The following is an 18688-nucleotide window of genomic DNA, read 5'->3' as shown; positions in this document are numbered from 1 at the left end:
TCAGCGGCGAGGTGGCCGGGCCGTCGGCGGGGTCGTCCCCGGCGTAGGCTCCGCGCCCTTGCCGTTGCTGACCTCGATGATCACCACGCCGCCGCGGATGGTGCGGCCGCTCGGGTTGGTGCCGGCCGCCGTGCCGGCCGGGCACTTCGAGTCGACGTCGTGGCCGACCGACACCGAGAAGCCGGCTCCGTCCAGGCGACTGCGGGCACTGCTGATCGAGTCGCATTCGACGTCCGGGATGGAGCGCTGATCGCCGAGCGCGATCTTCCGGCTCTCCGGCCGCTTGAACTGGATCTTCGGCTTGCCCTTCATGGCGTCGGCGAGCGTGTTGTAGACCGCCGGGTTGACGGTGTCGTGCGACATCCGGTCGCGGTGCGCCTGCCAGTCCGGGTTGACCAGGTAACCGGCCACGACCAGCGAGGTGGTGCCGGCGATCAGCGCGGCGGTCTTGTCGTTGTCGGTGGTGCCGGTCTTCCCGAACACCGGGTGCCCGACCACGCCGCGGGTCGCCCGGGCGGTGGCGCCGTTGCAGCTGCCGAGCTGGGCCGAGTCGCCGACCGGGCAGCGGGTCGCGTCGAGCGCGGCGCGGGCCACGTCGCTGCTGGTGGCGCGCACGCAGTGCGGCTTGCCGACGTCGAGTTTCTCGCCGGCCTGGGTGGTGATCTGCTCGATCGGGGTGGGATCGCAGTACATGCCGTCGCCGGCCAGGGTGGCGTACGCGTTGGCCATGTCGAGCGGGGTGGTGGACGAGACGCCGAGGGTGAACGCGCCCCACTGGTGCGAGTTGCCCGGCTGGGCCAGCAGCGCGTCGTTCGGCGCGCGGAACTTCACGCCGAACCGCTTCGCCACACTGACCACATTCTCCGCACCGACCCGTTCCTCCAGCGGCACGAAGAACGTGTTGATCGACTTACCGAACCCGGTCCACATGTTGTAGACGCCCTCGCCACCGCCGCCCGAGTTCTGCGGGCACCAGAAATGCGTACCCTGGCAGGCCGAATCGTTGCCGGAGTCGATGATGTAGCCGGATTTGTACTGCTTTTCGGCCTTGATGGTGTACGCCAGCGGGTAACCCTTTTCCAGCGCGGCCACCATGGTGAACATCTTCATCACCGAGCCGGCCTGGTAACCGGTGATGTCCCCACCGCCGGTGAGCAGCGGGTTCGTCGTGTTCGGGTAACTGCCCCGGATGCCCTTCTTGGCCTTGGCCGGATCAGACGTGATCTTGTTCTGCGGGTGCGCCTTGTCGTCGAGCTTGAACCGCCGGTTGGTGGCCAGCAGCCGCACCTTGCCGTTACCGGGCTGCACCGCCGCCAGCAGCAGCGCGTTCTTGTTGTTGACCGAGATCTGGTCGGCGATGTTCTCGCGCGCCTTGGTCTGCGCCTTGATGTCCAGCGTGGTGGTGATCCGGTAACCGCCGGCCTTCAGGCGACGCTCCCGGTCGTACGGCGTGGAACCGAACTCCTCCCGGCCCAGCCACCAGCGGTAGAAGTAGTCGCAGAAGAAGCCCCAGTCGTTCTTCGCCACCGACACACAGCCGTTGCTGACCTGCCGCACCTGCCGCGGGATGCCTTCCTTGACCGCCGCGGTGGCCTCGGCCTGGGTGATCGCGCCGGTCTCGACCATGCCGGGGATCACGTACGCGTTGCGGCGCTGCAGCAGCTGGTCGTAACCCTCGCCGGTGGTCGGGTCGTAGTAGGACGGCGCCCGCACGATGCCGGCGAGCATGGCCGCCTGGCCGATCGTGAGGTCCTTCGGCTTCTTGTTGAAGTAGACCTGGCTGGCCGCGAAGATCCCGTACGTCTGCTTGCCGAAGGGTGCGATGTTCAGGTACCGCTCGATGATCTGGTCCTTGTTCAGTTCCTTCTCGAGCTGCATCGCGTACTTCATCTCGGTGACCTTGCGCTTCGGCGTGTCCTTGGTGGCGTCCACGACCTCCTGCGGGTTGGTCGCCGAGTAGGCCAGGGACATCCGGACCAGTTGCATGGTGATCGTCGAGGCGCCCTGCTTGCCGGCTTTGCCCTGGTTGTTGCTCACCATCGCGCGGGCGACACCCTTGATGTCGACGCCGTTGTGGTTGGGGAACTCCCGGTCCTCGGCCGCGATCATGGCGGCGGGCATGTACTTCGAGATGTCCTTCAGCGGCACGTCACTGCGGAACTCGTCGTAGAACTGGGCGATCTGCGTCTTGTTGTCGGACGCGTAGATCCGGGTGACCTGCGGCGAACGGAACTTCTTGATCTCACCGGGCAGGTTCGCGAACGCGGTGTTGCCGGCCCGCGCGACCAGGCCGGACATCGCGGCCACCGGGAACACGGCAGCGGCGACGACCACGCCGGTCAGCAGACCGCACGTCAAGAACGAGAACGCGTTGAGAAAGATGTTGTGATCGCGTCGCCGTATCCACGAACTCACCCGCACCACCCCGTGACTTGGCGCTCGCGAGGGTAGCGAGCCGCGTCAATCACACCTCACGGTGTCAAGTCAGGGAAGGTTCAACGAGGGTGGAAACGTGATGACCATGGCCACGCCGGGATCGCGGGCCTCGGCCACCGCCTCCCCGCCGTGCGCGACGGCCAGCTGCCGCACGATCCACAGGCCCAGCCCGACACCCTCCGGGCCACCCACCGCGAACTGCCCGAACAGGGTCGACCGCAGTTCGTCCGGGATGCCCGGCCCGTGGTCGCGCACCTCGAGCCGGTCCATCGCGCCGTCGTGCGACATGCAGATCACCACCGGCGGCTTGCCGTACCGCAGCGCGTTGCCGACCAGGTTGATCAGAATCTGCTCGAACCGCTGCTTGTCGACGCAGACCATCAGGTCACCGGGCACCTCGACGACAAGCTCCCGGTCGGTGCGCACGTAGGCGAGGGCGTCCTGGACGAGGAGCCGGGCCGGCTGCCGCCGGCGATCGAGCTTGAGGTGGCCGGTGCTGTCGATGCGCTGCATGTCCAGCAGGCCGTCGGCCAGCCGGTAAACCCGGGCGGTCTGCCGCAGAGCGGCATCCACCATCCGCTCCTCATGCCCGGTCGCGCTCTCCTTCAATTCTTCAAGAGTCATCCGTACGGTGGACAGCGGCGACCGCACGTCGTGGGCCAGCGTGTTGACCATCGCCGACCGCCACTCCTCGATCCGGGCCAGCCGCGCCCGGTCGTCCCGCAGGTGGCGAGCCTGCGCCTCGATGAGCAGGGCCACCGCGATCGCGATCGGCATGAAGATGAACGCACTGCTGACCACCATCGGCGGCTGGTGGGTCAAAATCAGCGGGACGAGGTACGCGGCGGTGGCCGGCGCGATGTAGGCGAGCAGGATCCAGCGCGGGAAGTGAAGTGCCGCCCAGGCGTACAGCAACACCAGGAACGGCCCGGTGCCGGCCGCGATCCCACCGAACGACCAGGTCGACAGCCCGAGCACGGCAAACCCGAGCAGCCCGAGCACGGCCGGCGAGTTCCGCCGGGCCCGTTCCCACGGCACCACCAGCGCGAGCAGCGCCAGCGCGAAGTCGCAGAACGCCACCACCAGCAGCCGCTCGGCGTTACCCGGGTCGTTGGCGATGCCGGCAAACCCGAGCAGCCCGGCCAGTAAGAAGAGCGCACCGGCCTGCCGGGCCGCCGCCCGCGGCCCGGTTCCGAAAAGCCTGAAGAGCCGGTTGCGTCCTACCTTTTCACTATATAGATCGCACTTAAGCTGGTCAGCGTGCTGCCATGGAACCAAGAACTCGCCGGGAAGCTTCACCAGGAAACGATCGAGTCGGCGCTGCTACGCGGCAATCCGCTCGGCGACCCGCACGTGCGGCCGCTGTGGGTCTACACCCCGCCCGGCTACGACTCGTCGGACGAGCGGTATCCCGCCATCTACGTGATCCAGGGTTACGCCGGGCACGTCGGTATGTGGGCGAACCGGTCGGCGTTCAAGCAGCCGTTCATCGAGACCGCCGACGCGGTGTTCGCCGGCGGGGACGCACCCGGGTGCATCCTGGTCTACGTCGACGCGTGGACTGCCTACGGGGGCTCGCAGTTCGTGGACTCTGCGGGAACCGGGCGCTACCACTCGTACCTCTGCGAGGAAGTTGTTCCCTGGGTCGACGGGCGCTTCCGGACGATCGCCGCGCCCGGATCGCGCGCGATCAGCGGGAAGTCGTCCGGCGGCTTCGGCGCGATGGTCACCCCGATGCTGCGGCCGGACCTGTTCGGCGCGCTCGCCACGCACGCCGGCGACGCTCTGTACGAGTACTGCTACCTCAACGAGTTCGCCAAGACCGCGCGGGCGCTGCGCGACTACGACCACGACATCCTGAAGTGGTGGGCGGACTTCGGTGGCCGCACCCCGTTCACGAAGGAGTACGACCAGCTCCTCGTACTCGTCCTGGGTTGTGCCGCAGCCTTCTCCGCCGACCCGGACGGCACGCCGCGGTTGCCCTTCGACCCGCGCAGCGGGGAGATCATCCCGGCGCTGTGGGAACGCTGGCTGGCCTGGGACCCGATCCGGATGATCGACCGGTACGCCGACGCGTTGCGCTCGCAGCGGGCCATCTGGATCGACGCCGGCACCCGCGACGAGTGGTTCCTGGACCTGGGGGCCGAGGCGTTCCGGGCGGGCCTGTCCCGGATCGGCGTCGAGGACCACCGGGTGCACTTCGAGCTGTTCCCGGCCGCGCACGGTGGCATCGACTACCGATACCCGCAGGCGGTGACCTGGTTGGCCCACCGCCTGGAACGCTGAGCTTCCATTGTCCGCCACCGCCGGGCGAGATGTGGCAAAAGCGCGGTTCGCCGGATGCGTCGCGGCCTTTCGTGGTGGCCTGGTCAAGTCCCATGTCATGAATAGGAAGGACGCGACATGCGCACTACGACAAAGCTGTCGATGCTGCTCGGCGCCGGAATCATGACCGCGGTAATCGGCGCGGCCCCAGCGCAGGCAAGTCCGGCGCCGCCGCCCGGGCACGACGGCGACGTGGTCGCCTACTTCGACAACCGGTCCGACTGCCTGTGGGTGGCCCGGGTCGGCCAGCGCCGCTGGGAAGACCCGGAGTGCAACCTGGTCCGCTTCGGCCCGTACCGGGGCCAGTGGGCCCTGACCTCCGGCGACGACAACGACGACTGGCAGGACCAGGGCCAGGGCCAGAACTGGCCACACCCGCACTGACCAGCCTGATCAAAGCAAGTGCTGATGGAGGCCCTCGGGCCTCCATCAGCCGTTTATCCGGCCAGGCAGGCGTCCGGGAGCAGGAACCAGCGGAGCTTTTCGAAGCTTGCGGGCAGGCCGGGAGCCGTGCCGTCGACCGGGTCGGGGCGGGACTCCATCAGGTGGCGGGCCTCGGCCAGGTGGGTGGGCAGGACGTCCTCGCCGAGCGGGTCCGGGGCCGGGGTGGGGTCGGCGTCCAGGCGCAGGTCGGTCAGGTGGACGCGCGGGCCGGGGTGGGCGGTGTGGGTCCAGCGGGCGGTGTGCGGGTCGAAACGGTAGTCCGGCAGCATGCGTTCGCCGTGTTCGGCGATCAGGGCCACCGCCTCGGCCAGGTAGTCGGCCACCGCATCGGAGATGAAGTAGCCCAGGTTCAGCCGGGACCAACCCGGCTTGATGCCCTCCCAGCCCCTCGCGATCTCGTCGCGGAACTCGCGGGAGTGGGCGTCGTCGATGCCCAGCAGCCGGTGGCCGTACGGGCCGGCGCACGAGCAACCGCCGCGCATCTGGATGCCGAACAGGTCGTTGAGCAGCGCCACCACGAAGTTGTGGTGCAGGTAGCGGGAGCCGGCCCGGATCTGGAACGAGACGATCGGCAGCCGGTCGGCGGTCAGGTCGCCGAGGATCTCGATCCGCGGGCACGACGCCCAGCGGGTCAGCAGGCGCTGCCACAGCGCGTGTTCGCGGGCGCCGATCAGGTCGGTGCCCACCTCGTCCTTGACCTGGAAGACCAGCCCGGCCCGGATGGACTCGACGATGGCCGGGGTGCCGCCCTCCTCCCGGGCCACCGGGTCGTCCAGGTACTTGTGCCCGACCGGGTCGACGAACGCGACAGTGCCGCCGCCGGGCACCACCGGCACCCGGTTGGCCATCAGCTTCCGGCGCAGCACCAGCACGCCGGGGGTCTGCGGGCCGCCGGCGAACTTGTGCGGGGACAGGAACACCGCGTCCTTGTCGGCCATCGTGATCGGGATGTACGGGCCGGCCGCCGCGTAGTCCCACACCGCCAGCGCGCCGTGCGAGCGCAGCAGCGCGGACACCGCGGTCACGTCGGTGAGGATGCCGGTGACGTTGGAGGCGGCCGAGAAACTGCCGATCCGCAACGGCCGGGAGGCGTACTCCCGGAGTCGTTCTTCAAGCTCAAAAAGGTCGACATGTCCGGTTGAATCGGCGCCGATCGGCACCACCTCGGCGATCGACTCGCGCCACGGCAGCTCGTTGGAGTGGTGCTCGTAGGGGCCGATGAAGACCACCGGGCGATCCGCCACCGGGATGTGCGCCGACAGGTCGTACCGGTCGTCGAGGGTCTCCGGGATGCGCAGGCCGAGCAGGGCGACCAGTTTGTTGACCGCGGCGGTCGCGCCGGAGCCGCAGAACAGCACGACGTCGTCGCGGCCGGCCCCGACGCTGCGGTGCACCAGGGCCCGGGCCTCCTCACGCAGCAGGCCGGTCTGCGCGCCGGTCGCCGACGCCTCGGTGTGCGTGTTGGCGTAGCCGGGCAGCACCCGGGTGCGGATGAAGTCCTCGATGAAGTCCAGAGCCTGACCGGAGGCCGTGTAGTCGGCGTGGGTGATCCGCCGGGGACCGTACGGGCCGTCGAGGACCGCGCCGGCGCCGATCAGGCCCCGGCGGATCCGTTCCAGAATGGGGGTGTCCATGGTCCCGACTCTGACCTAGTCGGGCCCGGAAAACCAGTGGTCAGTAGCGGTAGCGACGCCGGGCCGGGCGGCGCCGGCCACCGATCATCCGCCAGGTCAGGAACCCGCCGGCGGCCACCACGGCGGCCAGCACGGCCAAGATCACGTTTCGGTTGCCGCCCAGCGGCGAGGTTTCGGCGACCGAGTTGAGCGCGGCGGACGTGGCCGGGGCACTTGTCGCGGCGGCCGGGGCCGGAGCGGTCGGCAACGCCTGGTAATCGACGATGCCACTGCTCTCCAGCAGCGTCAGGTGCGTCATGACGAACTGGTTGGCCTGCTGGGCAAGCTTGCGTACGGTGTCATTGCGGGTTGAAGTCCGGATTGTGGCGATCGCCGGGAAGATCTTGCCGTGCGCCGCGCGGAGCCGGTCGATGTAGATCTGGTCGAACTCCTCGCCCTGCGCGTCGCGCATCTCGGCGAGCCAGCCCTGCTGGTCCTTGTTCGGCTGGCTGGGGATCTTGATCTTCAGCTTGGCCGCCGCCGCCCGGTCGAGCTTGTCCAGCACGACGTGCTGACCGGCGATGGTCTTGCCGATGTTCTTGATCTGCGCGTTGTTGGACTGCTTCTGGGCCATCTCACCGGCCGGGATCTCCCACAGGCCGGCCAGCCGCACCTTGATCACGAAGTCGATGTCGGCGTCGGAGACGTCGCCCTCGTTGGTGTCCTGCAGCAGCTCACCCGGGGGCACCGGAACGCCCGGCTCGGCCGCCATGGCATGTCCCGAGTCGATCAGCACCAGCGCCAATGCCGCGATCGCCGGACCCCACACACGACGCCACCCGAACATCAGTGCCTCCTCGGCGATCGACATACGCGCTGTTGGGAGTCAGTACGCACCCGGCGCACAGATGGATCACAGCAATCGTGAAAAAAGCAAGAGGTCTAAAGTCCCGTTCCATCCAGGAGAAGGGCAGGCGCAGGCCAGATGCAGGCCGGCGCGGGGTAAAAATGTCGGCGTGACCTCACCGGACCGGCACACCCGAATCATGAAGGCGGCCGCGGCCACCTTCGCCCGGCTCGGCTATCGGCGCACCTCGATGGATTCGATCGCCCGGGCCGCCGAGATGTCCCGGCCCGCGCTGTACCAGTACTTCGCCAACAAGGAAGCGATCTTCCGGGAGATGACCCGGTGGCTGCTGGATCGCAACGTGGCGGCGGCCGAGACCGCCGCCACCGAAGCCGCCCGGCCGATCGACGCCCTGCTCGACGCGGTCCTGGCCCTGCACACCCCCGGCCCGCACGGCGCCGAGCACTTCTTCGAGCTGATCGACGAGGTCCAGCAGCGCGCCGGCGACCTGTGGGCCCAGCACGAGAAGCGCTTCCTGGACGCGATCCAGGCCGCCACCGGGCACGACGAGAAAACCGCCATTGTCCTGTTTTACGGAGCAAAAGGCATAAGCCTCGCACCGTACGGGCTGGAAGAGCGCCGGGCCCACCTGCGCCATCTCGCCAACCTGACACTTTCCACTTAAGTTGTCAGGATGGATGCCCGAGCCCGGTTCGCGGAGTTGCGTAAGCAGGACGGCCGGATCCCCACCGGCGACCTCGACGAGATCTGGGCCGCGCTCGAGCCGGTCCGCGCCGAGGACATCCTCGGCGAGTGGCGCGGCAGCGAGTTCGACACCGGCCACCCGCTCAACGGCCAGCTGGAGAAGGCCGGCTGGCACGGCAAGACGTTCCTGAGCGTGTCCGACGCGAAACCGCTGATCTGCCGCGGCCCGGACGGCGAGCTGTACTCCAACACCGAGCTCGGCAAGGGCGAGGCCAGCCTCTGGAACGTCGAGTTCCGCGGCGAGGTCACCGCGACCATGGTCTACGACGGCCAGCCGGTGTTCGACCACTTCAAGCGGGTCGACGACGACACCCTGATGGGCATCATGAACGTCAAGCGGAACGCCGGCCAGTTCTACTACTTCATCCTCGAACGGTGACTCGAGCGGTGAAGCGGATCCGCGCCGCGGTCACCGAGACCACCGGCGGCCCGTTCGTCGTCCAGGACCTCGACCTCGAAGCCCCGCGGCCGCACGAGGTCCTGGTGAAGATCACCGCGGCCGGCCTCTGCCACACCGACCTCACCATGCAGGCGGTCTGGCCGCGCACCCCGATGGTCTTCGGCCACGAGGGCGCCGGCGTCATCGAGGCGGTCGGCGCCGAGGTGACCGGCCTGTCCCCCGGCGACCACGTCTGCCTGACCTTCCACAGCTGCGGCACCTGCGAACAGTGCACGACCGGCCGCCCCGCCTACTGCCGGTCCGCGCGGGCCCTCAACACGTCCGGCGGCCGCGCCGACGGCAGCACCCCGCTGTCCCGGAACGGCTCGCCGGTGCACGGCGGTTTCTTCGGCCAGTCCAGCTTCGCCACCTACGCGCTCGCCCACCAGCGCAACACGATCAGGGTGCCGGCCGACCTGCCGGCCACCGTCGCCGCCCCGCTCGGCTGCAGCGTGCAGACCGGCGCCGGCACGGTCCTCAACCGGCTAGGCCCCGAGCCGGGCGAGTCACTACTGGTCATCGGCTGCGGCGGGGTCGGCCTCAGCGCCGTGCTGGCCGGCGTCGCGGCCGGCTGCGAGGTCACCGCGGTCGACCCGATCGCCGCCCGGACCGCCCTCGCCCTGGAGCTGGGCGCGAAGGCCACCGAGCTGACCGGCCGGTTCCACCATATCGTCGACACCACCAGCCGGCCCGAGATGCTGACCCGGGCCCTCGCCGCGCTGCGCCCGCTGGGCAACCTGGCCATCGTCGGCATCGGCCACGAGGTCACGTTCGACATCATGAAGGTGATGAACTCCGGCGCCCGCATCCACGGCGTCCTCGAGGGTGACTCCGACCCGCACACCTTCATCCCGCAGCTGATCGACCTCCACCAGCGCGGCGTCCTGCCGATCGACCGGCTGATCAGCACGTTCGCCTTCGCGGACATCGCCGGCGCGGTGGCCGGCATGCGGGCCGGCACCGCCATCAAGCCGGTTCTGACCTTCGACTGACCGGCAACCGGGCTGCTCCCCCGCCGGGCCCGGTCCGCACCCGGCGGAAACCAGGCTCTCCGGGGTGACTACGCGACCCGAGCATCCGTTCCGAGCCCGAGCCCGACGTCTCACCGCCGCTGCGATCCTCGCGACCGCCGGCCTGACCCTGCCGTTCGCCGGCCCGGCCGACGCGGCCGTACCGGTCGCCGCCAACTCCTGGTCGACGCTGATGTACCGCAGTCTCACCGTGGACGCGCAGATCGCGCAGCTGCGCACGACCCTCGCCGCCCAGCAGACCACCTTCAACACCCGGGTCGGCGAGGTGACCGAGGCCAAGATCGCCAACGGTGCCGCGCAGGCCCGGCTGGCCGCCGCGACCAGCGCCGAGACGACCGCCACCGCCCAGCTCACCACGGCCGTGGCGGCGGCGACCGCGGCGAAGCAGAACCTGGCCAAGGCCAGCAAGGCCAAGCCCCGCAACGCCGCCGCCGTCACCTCGGCGACCGGTGCGGTCACCGCCGCGGTCAAGACCGTGAACCTGCGCAAGGCGGCGGTCGAGCGGGCTTCCGGCGTACTCAAGCAGGCCCGGACCGGCGCGCAGAGCGCGACCACCGCGTTGAACGCGGCACTGGCCGCCTGGAAGACGGTGTCCGGCGCGATCACGGTGACCCAGCAGCGAATCACCGCCGTCCCGGCGGCCGCCGACCTGGCCGGACAGGCCGCCAAGCTCAGCAAGGACGTCGTCAACCAGGTCCGGCCCGCGTTCACCACGGCCGACACCGCCCAGGTGTACGGGGTGACGGTGCACAAGAGCGTCGCGTACGCGTTCAAGCGGATGGTCGACGACGCGAAGGCGGACGGGATCGCCATCTCCGGCGGCGGTTTCCGCACCAAGCAGCGGCAGATCGAGCTGCGCACGATCAACGGCTGCCCCGACGTGTGGACCGCGCCGGCTTCCTCGTGCCGGGTGCCGACCGCCATTCCGGGCCGGTCACTGCACGAGATCGGCATGGCCATCGACATCACGTCCGACGGCAAGACCCTGACCCCCAAAAGTACGGCCTTCGCCTGGCTGAAGGTACACGCCGCCCAGTACGGATTCGTGAACCTGCCTGCCGAGGCGTGGCATTGGTCGATCACCGGCGGGTGACATAAATAGTCGGGCATCCACACCCGACGTTCATACTTGCTGAAGGTCAAGGATCATTATCGCCGGGCGCGCCACCTCGATGGACGCGCCCGGCGATCTTTTTCGTAATTGACCATGAAACATCAATTGCAAGATCTTGGACACCGAAAACGGCCATTCATCTCCTCATTCATTCACGAGACTCCCGTTGACGCTTAACGAGCGCTCGGCAAGACTTGCGTCATTACAGCTGTATTGCCGACGGCTGATGACACTGATTAGTGGCCCAGCGCGCGGGACATGATATCGGCGTCCGAATTGATCGTCGTTGTTTCGCCCTCCTCCGAGCTCCACCCAAAACCGGGAGTGAATCCAATGATCCGTAAAACTGCTGCCGCGCTGGCTGTCGCCGCCGGTTTCGCCGCTGTCATCGGTATCGCCGGCCCGGCCTTCGCCGGTACCCCCGGCAACGGCACCCTGGACAACGACGAGATCGGCCTGTGGCGTGACTCGGGCTTCGTCGGCAACGTCCTCTACGACGCCCCGGCCGGCAGCCAGACCACCCCGTGGAACTACACCGGAACGTTCCGCAACGACGCCAGCACGCCGATCAACAACAACGTCAGCAGCATCGCGAACTACACCAGCCACTACGGCGTGGCGTGGACCGGCGCCGGCGCCACCGGTGCGTCGCTGATCCTCGCGCCCTACAACACGGCGCCCGGCGGGACCTCCTGGGCCTACTCGTCCCTGGGCACCTACAACGACGACTTCAGCTCGCACTACATCGTCTGATCACCGCGAACGTGACCCAGTAAGCGCAGCCCGGCCCGGCATCGCGGGGCCGGGCTGCACCGGCCAAGGAGTCACCTCAATGATCAATGCGAAACGTGTTCTCGCCGGCTTCGGTCTCGCCCTGGTCATCGCCGGCACCGGCGCCTGCACCGCCGGCCGAGCCGCGGCGCCACCGGCGGAACCGGAGCTCGGCCCCATTCCGGTCGTGCGCTCCGGCGCCGATATCCGGCTGCCGCTCGACGCCTATGTGCTGACCATGAAACAGGCCCGCACGTACACCGCGGCGGTGAACATCCTCGGCCGCGACTGCATGAAGCAGTTCGGTCTCACCTGGCCCGCGAGTGCGCCCGCCCCGAGCACCGAAATTTCACCGAACGCGCGCCGATACTCGGTCATCGATCCGGTGGAAGCAAAGACTTTCGGATACCACAACCCCGCCGCGCTGAGCGGTGCGGCCGAATCGACGGAAAAGGTCACCGCGGAAGCAATGAACGTATGGTCCGGTGGCGGCGAGCAGACATTCGACGGGAAACCTGTTCCGCCCGGCGGGTGCTCCGGGGAAGCGGCCCGGCAGCTCAACAAAGGCGTGCCCGACGTCGACCCCGGCATCGGACCGAAACTTCAGTTCGCATCGTTCAACCGGCTCAAGACCGACAGCCGGGTGAAGCGGGCATACGCCGAGTGGAGCAGCTGCATGCGGACCAAGGGATTCGATTATCCCGACCCGTACACCGCCGTGAACGACCGGCGCTGGGCGACCGCGAAGCCCACCCCGACCGAGATCGACACGGCCGGCGCGGACGTGGCCTGCAAAACTCAGACCAATACGGCCGGAGTGATGCTGGCGGTGGAGACCGCCTACCAGAAAAGGGACATCGAGGCGCGCTCCCCCGAGATGGCGTCAATCAAGTCCTACCTGGACATTCAGACCGCGAACGGGGCACAGATCCTCGCCGCTCGTTGACAATTGTTGAGCGTCTTGCCAAATCTTTAAAGCCGATCATTTCCTGTTGATCTCCCCGCAGTCGCCCGGCCGACATTGTCATTGACCGGCACTGATTCCTATGTAGACTGGCTCCCGCAGCTGCGATTTGGCTGATGATCCATGGTGGCGCCGCGCCGAACCCAGCGTACGGGGAAGTAGGCAACGCAGCACCAATGATCATCGGCAACTGAGGTGCCTCTGCACGGTTCGGCAATTCGAAACCGAGCACCACAGAAAACGGGGAGCAAGAAGAATGATCCGAAAGACAGGCGTCGCGCTGGCCATTACGGCAGGCGTTCTCGGCGTCGCCGCCATCTCCGCCCCGGCCTTCGCGGCCTCGGGCAACGGTGTCATCGAGACGGGCGAATTCGTTCTCTGGAAGAACTCCAGCTACGGTGCCCAGCTTCGGGACGAGTACAGCGCCGTCAGCAATTACAACGACGGTCGCTACTTCGTCAACTCGACGACGAAGCTCAACGACAACGCCAGCAGTATCGCCAACTACGACAACAGCCTCGGGGTGCGGACCTACACCGACTCGGGCTACTCCGGGTCGTACATCTCGGTCCTGGCCTACGGCCAAGCCTCCGGCAGCATCAGCTGGGCCTACTCCAGCCTGGGCGGCTTCAACGACGAGTTGAGCTCGCACAAGTTCGTGTGATCCGGCCGCTGATGTGACAACAGCAGCCCGTCCGGCATCGCGAGCCGGGCGGGCTGCTCCGGGGCAGGGAGTCGTAGTGACGATCAGAAAATTACTCGCGTACGGCGGTGCCGCGCTGACCATTTCGCTGGCTGCCGCGTGCACCTCCGGCGAGGCCGCGGCGCAATCATCCGAACCGGCAATCGGCGCTGTTCCGACGGTCGATTCGGGTGCCGACATAGTTCTTCCGCTCGACGCTTATCTACAAACCGCGGAACAACAACGCACCATCACGGCGGCGGTGAACATCATCGGCCGGGACTGCATGAAGAAGTTCGGACTGACCTGGCCGGCCAGCCGGCCGGGCTCCGCCGCCGACCAGGATCCCAACGCCCGCCGCTATTGGGTCATCGATCTGGAAAAGGCGAAGGCCGAGGGCTATCACGCGCTCGACATCGAAAAGCAGAACAAAGACCTCAAGGCCCGGCAGGCCGATGCCGAGAAACCGACCGACGACGCGATGAACGTCTGGGCCGGCCGAGGTGAACAGACGTTCAACGGTCAGACCGTTCCGGCCGGTGGCTGCGCCGGGGAGGCCATCCGGCAGCTCACCAAAGGCGCGCCCAAGGCCGACCCCGACATCGCCCAGCAACTGCAACTCGACACGTTCGCCCGCACCAAGGCGGACAGCCGGGTGGTGCGTGTCTTCGGCGAGTGGAGCACCTGCATGAAGGCGCAGGGGATCGATTACCCCGATCCCTCGGTCGCGATCAACGATCAGCGCTGGCAGACCGGCACGATCAGCAAGCGCGAGATCACGGTGGCGACCGCCGACGTCACCTGCAAGACCGAGACCAAGCTGGCCGGCACCATGCTGGCCGTCGAGACGGCGTACCAGCAACGGGCGCTCGAGGAGCACGCCACCGAGCTGGCCGCGATCAAGTCCCTGCTGGAGGCGGAGATCGTCAACGCCGGCCAGGTGGCCGCCGGGAGTGGCCGATGAACGATCCGTCAGGGGGCGAGTCGCCGCTGTCCCGGCGGCGAACCGCCCTGCTGTGGATCGCCTGCGGCACGGCCGTGCTCTCGCTGGCCGGCCTGGTGCTGTCCACCATGATCAAGTCACCGGCCCAGCTGGCCGCCGAGACCAGCGCACCCGAACGCACCGACCTCACCGCCACCGTCGAGGAGCGGGTGCTGCGCGAGACGGTGGTGCTGCGCGGCACGGTCGTGCAGGCGCAGGCCCTGGAGTCCACCCCGACGTCGGTCTTCGAGGCGGACAAGCTGGTGGTCACCGGCGCGCGGGCGAAACCCGGCGACTGGGTCAAGGAGGGCCAGGTGGTGGGCGAGGTGTCCGGCCGGCCGGTGATCCTGCTGCGCGGCGCCTTCCCGGCCTACCGCGACATCCGCCCCGGCTCCACCGGCAAGGACGTCACCCAACTGCAGAAGGCACTGCGCAGCCTGGGCTACACCGTCGACGACGAGTCCACGATGGGCGGGTCCACCAAGGCGGCGCTGCGCAAGCTCTACAACTCGCTGGGTTACCCGGTGCCGGACACCGGCGCGGCCGACAACGAGGCGGTCGCCCAGGCGCGGGCCCGGGTCAAGGACGCCAAGCGGATCCTGGCCCAGGCCCGGGGGGCCACCCCGCCCGCGCCGGCCGCGATCACGGCCGCCGCCGAGGGCGTCGACCAGGCCGAGGACGCCCTCGAGGAACTGGTCGCCAAGACCGGCACGATGCTGCCGCTCGGCGAGGTGATCTTCGTAGCGAGCTTCCCGGCGCGGGTGTCCCAGATCAACCGGACCGTCGGCCGCGAGGTGCAGGCCCCCTACCTCCGGCTGGCCGTCGGCAAGGTCATCGTCTCCGGCGAGGTGACCGGCGCCGACCCGCGCGGCATCGAGGCCGGCCAGCCGGCCGAGCTGACGATCGGCACCGAGAGCTTCCCCAGCAAGGTCACCGCGGTCGCCGAGAAGGCCCCCGCCCAGGCCACCGAGGAGGGCACGTCCGGCGACCTGGGCACCCCCGGTTTCACCGTCACGGTCACCCCCGACAAGGCCCTGCAGACCGAGCTGATCGGCGAGGACGCCCGGATGACGGTGGTGGTCCGGAACTCCCAGGACCCGGTGCTTGTGGTGCCGGTGGCGGCGGTCTCGGCCGGCGCCGACTCGGCGACCCACGTCACCGTCGTCGGCGCCGATGGACAACAGCGCATCGTCGCGGTCACGGTCGACGATTCCGGCGACGGGTACGTCGCGGTCAGCTCCGACGAGCTCCACGCCGGCGACGCCGTCCTGGTCGGCGTCCCATGACCGCGGTGATCGAACTGGACGCGGTGAGCCGCGTCTACCCCGGTCCTCCGCCGGTCGCCGCACTGCACCCGGCCGACCTGACCGTCGAGCCCGGGCAGTACGTGGCGGTGGTCGGCCCGTCCGGTTCCGGCAAGAGCACGTTCCTCAACCTGATCGGCCTGCTCGACGTCCCCAGCACCGGCCACTACCGCCTGGACGGCATCGACGTGGGCGACCTGACCGAGAACCACCGCGCCGCGCTGCGCGGCCGCCGGATCGGCTTCGTCTTCCAGGCGTTCCACCTGCTGCCGCACCGCACCGCGCTGGAGAACGTCATGCTGGGCATGCTCTACCAGGGCGTACCCCGGCCGGAACGGCAGCAGCGGGCGCTGAACGCGCTGACCGAGGTGCGCCTGGATCACCGCCTGCAGGCGCTCCCGTCGCAGATGTCCGGCGGCGAGCGCCAGCGGGTGGCGATCGCCCGAGCGCTGGTGAACGAGCCGAGCCTGCTGCTGTGCGACGAGCCGACCGGCAACCTGGACACGGCCACCGCCGAGACGGTGCTGGAGCTGTTCCACGGCCTGCACGCCCGGGGCATGACGCTGCTGATGGTGACCCACAACGACGACGTGGCCGGCCGGGCCGACCGCGTGGTGACCATCCGCGACGGCCTCCTCGAGGAACAGCGATGAAGTCCCCGGTGGCCCCGTCCAAGCTGACCCTGCGCGACCTCGCGTCGGAGGCCCTGGCCGGCGTGCTGCAGCGCCCCGGGCGGGCCGCGCTGACGGCGCTGGGCACGGTGGTCGGGGTGGCCACCTTCGTGATCGTGCTGGGCCTGACCGCCACGGTGGGCGGCCAGATCAGCAGCCGTTTCACCGTGCTGGGCGCGACCGAGGTGCAGGTCGAGGACACCTCGGCGGACCCCGGCCTGGACGGCCCGGCCTTCCCCGAGGACGCCGCCGGCCGGGTCCGCGCGATCCACGGAGTGGTGCAGGCCGGCGTCTACTGGTCGGCCGGCGAACGCACGGTCAACAGCCGCCCGCTGGCCGACACCGCCGGCACCGACGCGTACCCGGTGGTGGCGGCCAGCCCCGGCGCGGTGACCGCCATGCACCCCGCGGTGGCCACCGGCCGACTCTTCGACGACTTCCACAACCGCTCGGCCGAGCCGGTCGCACTGCTGGGCGAGGCGATGGCGAAACGTCTGGGCATCACCCGCCTGGACAGCCATCCCGCGGTCTTCGTGGCCGGCGTTCCGCTGACCGTGATCGGCATCCTGGGCGACGCGCAACGGCACGGCGACCTGCTGCTGTCGGTGGTGGTCCCGGAGCGCACGGTGGAACGCCTGTGGGGCCCGCCCGCCCAGGGCGAGCCCAGCAAAATGATCGTGGAGACCCAGATCGGCGCCGCCCAGGTGGTGGCGTCGCAGGTAGCGGTGGCGCTGCGCCCGGACGCCCCCGACCGTCTCAAGGTGACCGCCCCGCCCGACCCCAGGTCGCTGCGCGACAGCGTGGCCACCGACCTGAACTCGCTGTTCCTGGCGCTGGCCCTGACCTGCCTGGGGGTCGGCATGGTGGGCATCGCCAACACCACGTTCGTGGCGGTCCTGGAGCGCACCGGCGAGATCGGCCTGCGCCGCTCGTTCGGCGCGCGGGGCAGCCACATAGCCGCCCAGTTCCTGCTGGAGAGCGCCATCCTGGGCACGATGGGCGGCCTGATCGGCACCTGCGTCGGCACCCTGTCGGTGGTAGCGATAGCCGCGACCAGGCACTGGACGGCCGTCGTAGAGCCGTGGACGGTGCTGCCCGCTCCGCTGCTGGGCACCGTCACCGGCATCCTCGCCGGCCTGTACCCCGCGATGCGCGCGGCCCGAATCCAGCCAGTCCAGGCACTACAACGCTAGGAGAGCTTCGTTGACCGCAAAGCGCATCGCCGTCGCCCTGACCATGATCGCCGTAGCCGCCACGCTGGCCGGCTGTCCGGCCGGCAGCGACGACAAGGTGACCCCCACCCCGACGGTGAAGCCGGTCCCCGCCGACGACTCCCACCAGCCCCCGCCCCTGGGCAGCAGCTAGGACAGGCCCTAGGCCGGGACACGGCCCGGCACCCTGGCCAACAGTTCCCGGAGTGCCCGCACCGCGTTCCCGGCCGACTCGGCCGGCAGCCCGCCCCGCGGCTGCACCGACAGCACGAGCGGCCGGGCGGCCGGCAGGTCGTCCCGCGCGACAAGCCCGTCGAACTCCTGCTCGAGCCCGGCCATCAGGGCCACGCCCAGCCCGGCCCGCACGGCCGCCTGCACCCCGGCCAGGTGGGCGGCCTCGCAGCCGACCTCGGCCGGCAGTCCGTGCTCGGCCAGCGTCTCCAGGGCGCGGCTGCGCAGCGCACACGGCGCGTCGAAGGCGACAAGCGGCACCGGCCCGGCCGGCGGCCGCCACTGCGGCGCGGAATACCAGGTCAGCGGCAGCGAACCCACCGCGTTGCCGCCCGAGTCGGTGCCGATCAGCAGCGCCAGATCGATCCGGCCCTCGGCGAGCGCGGCCCGCAGCTGAGCGCCCCGGTCGATCCGGAACCGGACCCGGCGGCCCGGAAACGCCCCGGCCAGGGCCGGCAGCAGCAGCGCGGCCGCGTGCTCGGTGGCGCCGATGGTGAGAGCCGGCTCCTCCGAGACGTCGAACACCCGCAGGGTCTCGTCGTGCGCGGCCAGGATGCGCCGGGCCTGGCCGAGTAGCGTCTCCCCGGCCGCGGTGAAGCGCGACCCGCGCCCGTCCCGCTCGACCAGGGCGCGGCCGAGGGTGGACTCCAGGCGGCGGACATGCTGGCTCACCGCCCCCTGGGTGAGGTGCAGAGACGTAGCCGCACGCTGGAAGCCGCCGCAGTCCGCCACCGCGACGAAGCTGCGCAGCGGCCCGATGTCCAGAAACCGACTCATGCCTATCAGACTACTAGGAATTGATGAGGCAGCGTAATGGCTGGTATCACGTTCTCTCCTTGGACACGATGCCCGCGCGAC

Annotated in this window: 19 protein-coding genes; 14 read left to right on the top strand and 5 right to left on the bottom strand. The window is 69.3% G+C overall.

What is annotated here, in order from left to right:
• Both Ate02nite_RS22140 and Ate02nite_RS22135 read right to left on the bottom strand, forming a co-directional pair.
• On the bottom strand, positions 1-2415 hold the full coding sequence (locus tag Ate02nite_RS22140) for a transglycosylase domain-containing protein (protein WP_203808526.1): 2415 nt from the start codon (positions 2413-2415) through the stop codon (positions 1-3).
• 69 nt (positions 2416-2484) lie between these two features.
• A complete protein-coding gene (locus tag Ate02nite_RS22135; protein ID WP_239147590.1) occupies positions 2485-3735 on the bottom strand; it encodes a sensor histidine kinase in 1251 nt (416 codons plus the stop codon).
• On the opposite strand from Ate02nite_RS22135, the gene Ate02nite_RS22130 reads away from it, so the two are divergent.
• Together Ate02nite_RS22130 and Ate02nite_RS22125 are read left to right on the top strand one after the other, a co-directional pair.
• Positions 3697-4722, top strand: a complete 1026-nt coding sequence (locus tag Ate02nite_RS22130) for an alpha/beta hydrolase (protein ID WP_239147589.1) — start codon at positions 3697-3699, stop codon at positions 4720-4722. The two genes, Ate02nite_RS22135 and Ate02nite_RS22130, sit on opposite strands and share 39 nt — an antisense overlap.
• A gap of 117 nt (positions 4723-4839) precedes the next feature.
• The gene (locus Ate02nite_RS22125) at positions 4840-5145 is read left to right on the top strand and encodes a hypothetical protein (protein ID WP_203808524.1); all 306 of its coding nucleotides are present in this window, start codon (positions 4840-4842) and stop codon (positions 5143-5145) included.
• Positions 5146-5198: 53 nt separating this feature from the next.
• On the opposite strand, the gene Ate02nite_RS22120 is transcribed toward Ate02nite_RS22125, so the two are convergent.
• Both Ate02nite_RS22120 and Ate02nite_RS22115 read right to left on the bottom strand, forming a co-directional pair.
• Complete coding sequence (locus tag Ate02nite_RS22120) at positions 5199-6839, bottom strand: aminotransferase class V-fold PLP-dependent enzyme (RefSeq protein WP_203808522.1); 1641 nt, start codon at positions 6837-6839, stop codon at positions 5199-5201.
• Positions 6840-6879: 40 nt separating this feature from the next.
• On the bottom strand, positions 6880-7689 hold the full coding sequence (locus tag Ate02nite_RS22115; RefSeq protein WP_239147588.1) for a DUF4142 domain-containing protein: 810 nt from the start codon (positions 7687-7689) through the stop codon (positions 6880-6882).
• 145 nt (positions 7690-7834) lie between these two features.
• On the opposite strand from Ate02nite_RS22115, the gene Ate02nite_RS22110 reads away from it, so the two are divergent.
• The 12 genes from Ate02nite_RS22110 (at position 7835) to Ate02nite_RS22055 (ending at position 17753) form a co-directional block, all read left to right on the top strand.
• On the top strand, positions 7835-8350 hold the full coding sequence (locus tag Ate02nite_RS22110; RefSeq protein WP_203808520.1) for a TetR/AcrR family transcriptional regulator: 516 nt from the start codon (positions 7835-7837) through the stop codon (positions 8348-8350).
• Between the two features lie 9 nt (positions 8351-8359).
• The gene (locus Ate02nite_RS22105; RefSeq protein WP_203808518.1) at positions 8360-8809 is read left to right on the top strand and encodes a DUF4334 domain-containing protein; all 450 of its coding nucleotides are present in this window, start codon (positions 8360-8362) and stop codon (positions 8807-8809) included.
• Complete coding sequence (locus tag Ate02nite_RS22100; protein ID WP_203808516.1) at positions 8806-9861, top strand: NAD(P)-dependent alcohol dehydrogenase; 1056 nt, start codon at positions 8806-8808, stop codon at positions 9859-9861. Before Ate02nite_RS22105 ends, Ate02nite_RS22100 begins: the two co-directional genes overlap by 4 nt.
• A 64-nt stretch (positions 9862-9925) precedes the next feature.
• Positions 9926-10993 (top strand): M15 family metallopeptidase, encoded by a 1068-nt coding sequence (locus Ate02nite_RS22095; protein WP_239147587.1) that lies wholly within the window; start codon positions 9926-9928, stop codon positions 10991-10993.
• Positions 10994-11347: 354 nt separating this feature from the next.
• The gene (locus tag Ate02nite_RS22090; RefSeq protein WP_203808514.1) at positions 11348-11767 is read left to right on the top strand and encodes a hypothetical protein; all 420 of its coding nucleotides are present in this window, start codon (positions 11348-11350) and stop codon (positions 11765-11767) included.
• A 205-nt stretch (positions 11768-11972) separates the two neighbouring features.
• A complete protein-coding gene (locus Ate02nite_RS22085) occupies positions 11973-12731 on the top strand; it encodes a hypothetical protein (RefSeq protein ID WP_203808512.1) in 759 nt (252 codons plus the stop codon).
• Between the two features lie 274 nt (positions 12732-13005).
• Complete coding sequence (locus Ate02nite_RS22080) at positions 13006-13413, top strand: hypothetical protein (RefSeq protein ID WP_203808510.1); 408 nt, start codon at positions 13006-13008, stop codon at positions 13411-13413.
• A gap of 76 nt (positions 13414-13489) precedes the next feature.
• Entirely contained in the window at positions 13490-14395 is a 906-nt protein-coding gene (locus tag Ate02nite_RS22075; RefSeq protein ID WP_203808508.1) for a hypothetical protein, read from the top strand.
• Entirely contained in the window at positions 14392-15699 is a 1308-nt protein-coding gene (locus tag Ate02nite_RS22070; protein WP_203808507.1) for a hypothetical protein, read from the top strand. The genes Ate02nite_RS22075 and Ate02nite_RS22070 overlap by 4 nt, the downstream gene beginning before the upstream one ends.
• Positions 15696-16370 carry an ABC transporter ATP-binding protein gene (locus Ate02nite_RS22065; protein ID WP_203808505.1) on the top strand — a complete coding sequence of 225 codons (675 nt, stop codon included), beginning with the start codon at positions 15696-15698 and terminating at the stop codon, positions 16368-16370. Before Ate02nite_RS22070 ends, Ate02nite_RS22065 begins: the two co-directional genes overlap by 4 nt.
• The gene (locus tag Ate02nite_RS22060; protein ID WP_203808503.1) at positions 16367-17581 is read left to right on the top strand and encodes an ABC transporter permease; all 1215 of its coding nucleotides are present in this window, start codon (positions 16367-16369) and stop codon (positions 17579-17581) included. The genes Ate02nite_RS22065 and Ate02nite_RS22060 overlap by 4 nt, the downstream gene beginning before the upstream one ends.
• Positions 17582-17591: 10 nt before the next feature.
• Positions 17592-17753, top strand: coding sequence for a hypothetical protein (locus Ate02nite_RS22055; protein WP_203808501.1), 162 nt, complete (start codon positions 17592-17594; stop codon positions 17751-17753).
• 8 nt (positions 17754-17761) lie between these two features.
• Here Ate02nite_RS22055 and Ate02nite_RS22050 read toward each other — a convergent pair whose 3' ends face one another.
• Positions 17762-18607: a LysR family transcriptional regulator gene (locus Ate02nite_RS22050; protein ID WP_203808499.1), complete on the bottom strand. Its 846-nt coding sequence runs from the start codon at positions 18605-18607 to the stop codon at positions 17762-17764.
• Positions 18608-18688: the final 81 nt, after the last annotated feature.

Source organism: Paractinoplanes tereljensis, from assembly GCF_016862435.1.
GTDB lineage: Bacteria > Actinomycetota > Actinomycetes > Mycobacteriales > Micromonosporaceae > Actinoplanes > Actinoplanes tereljensis.
This window is presented reverse-complemented; position numbering and strand designations above follow the sequence as displayed.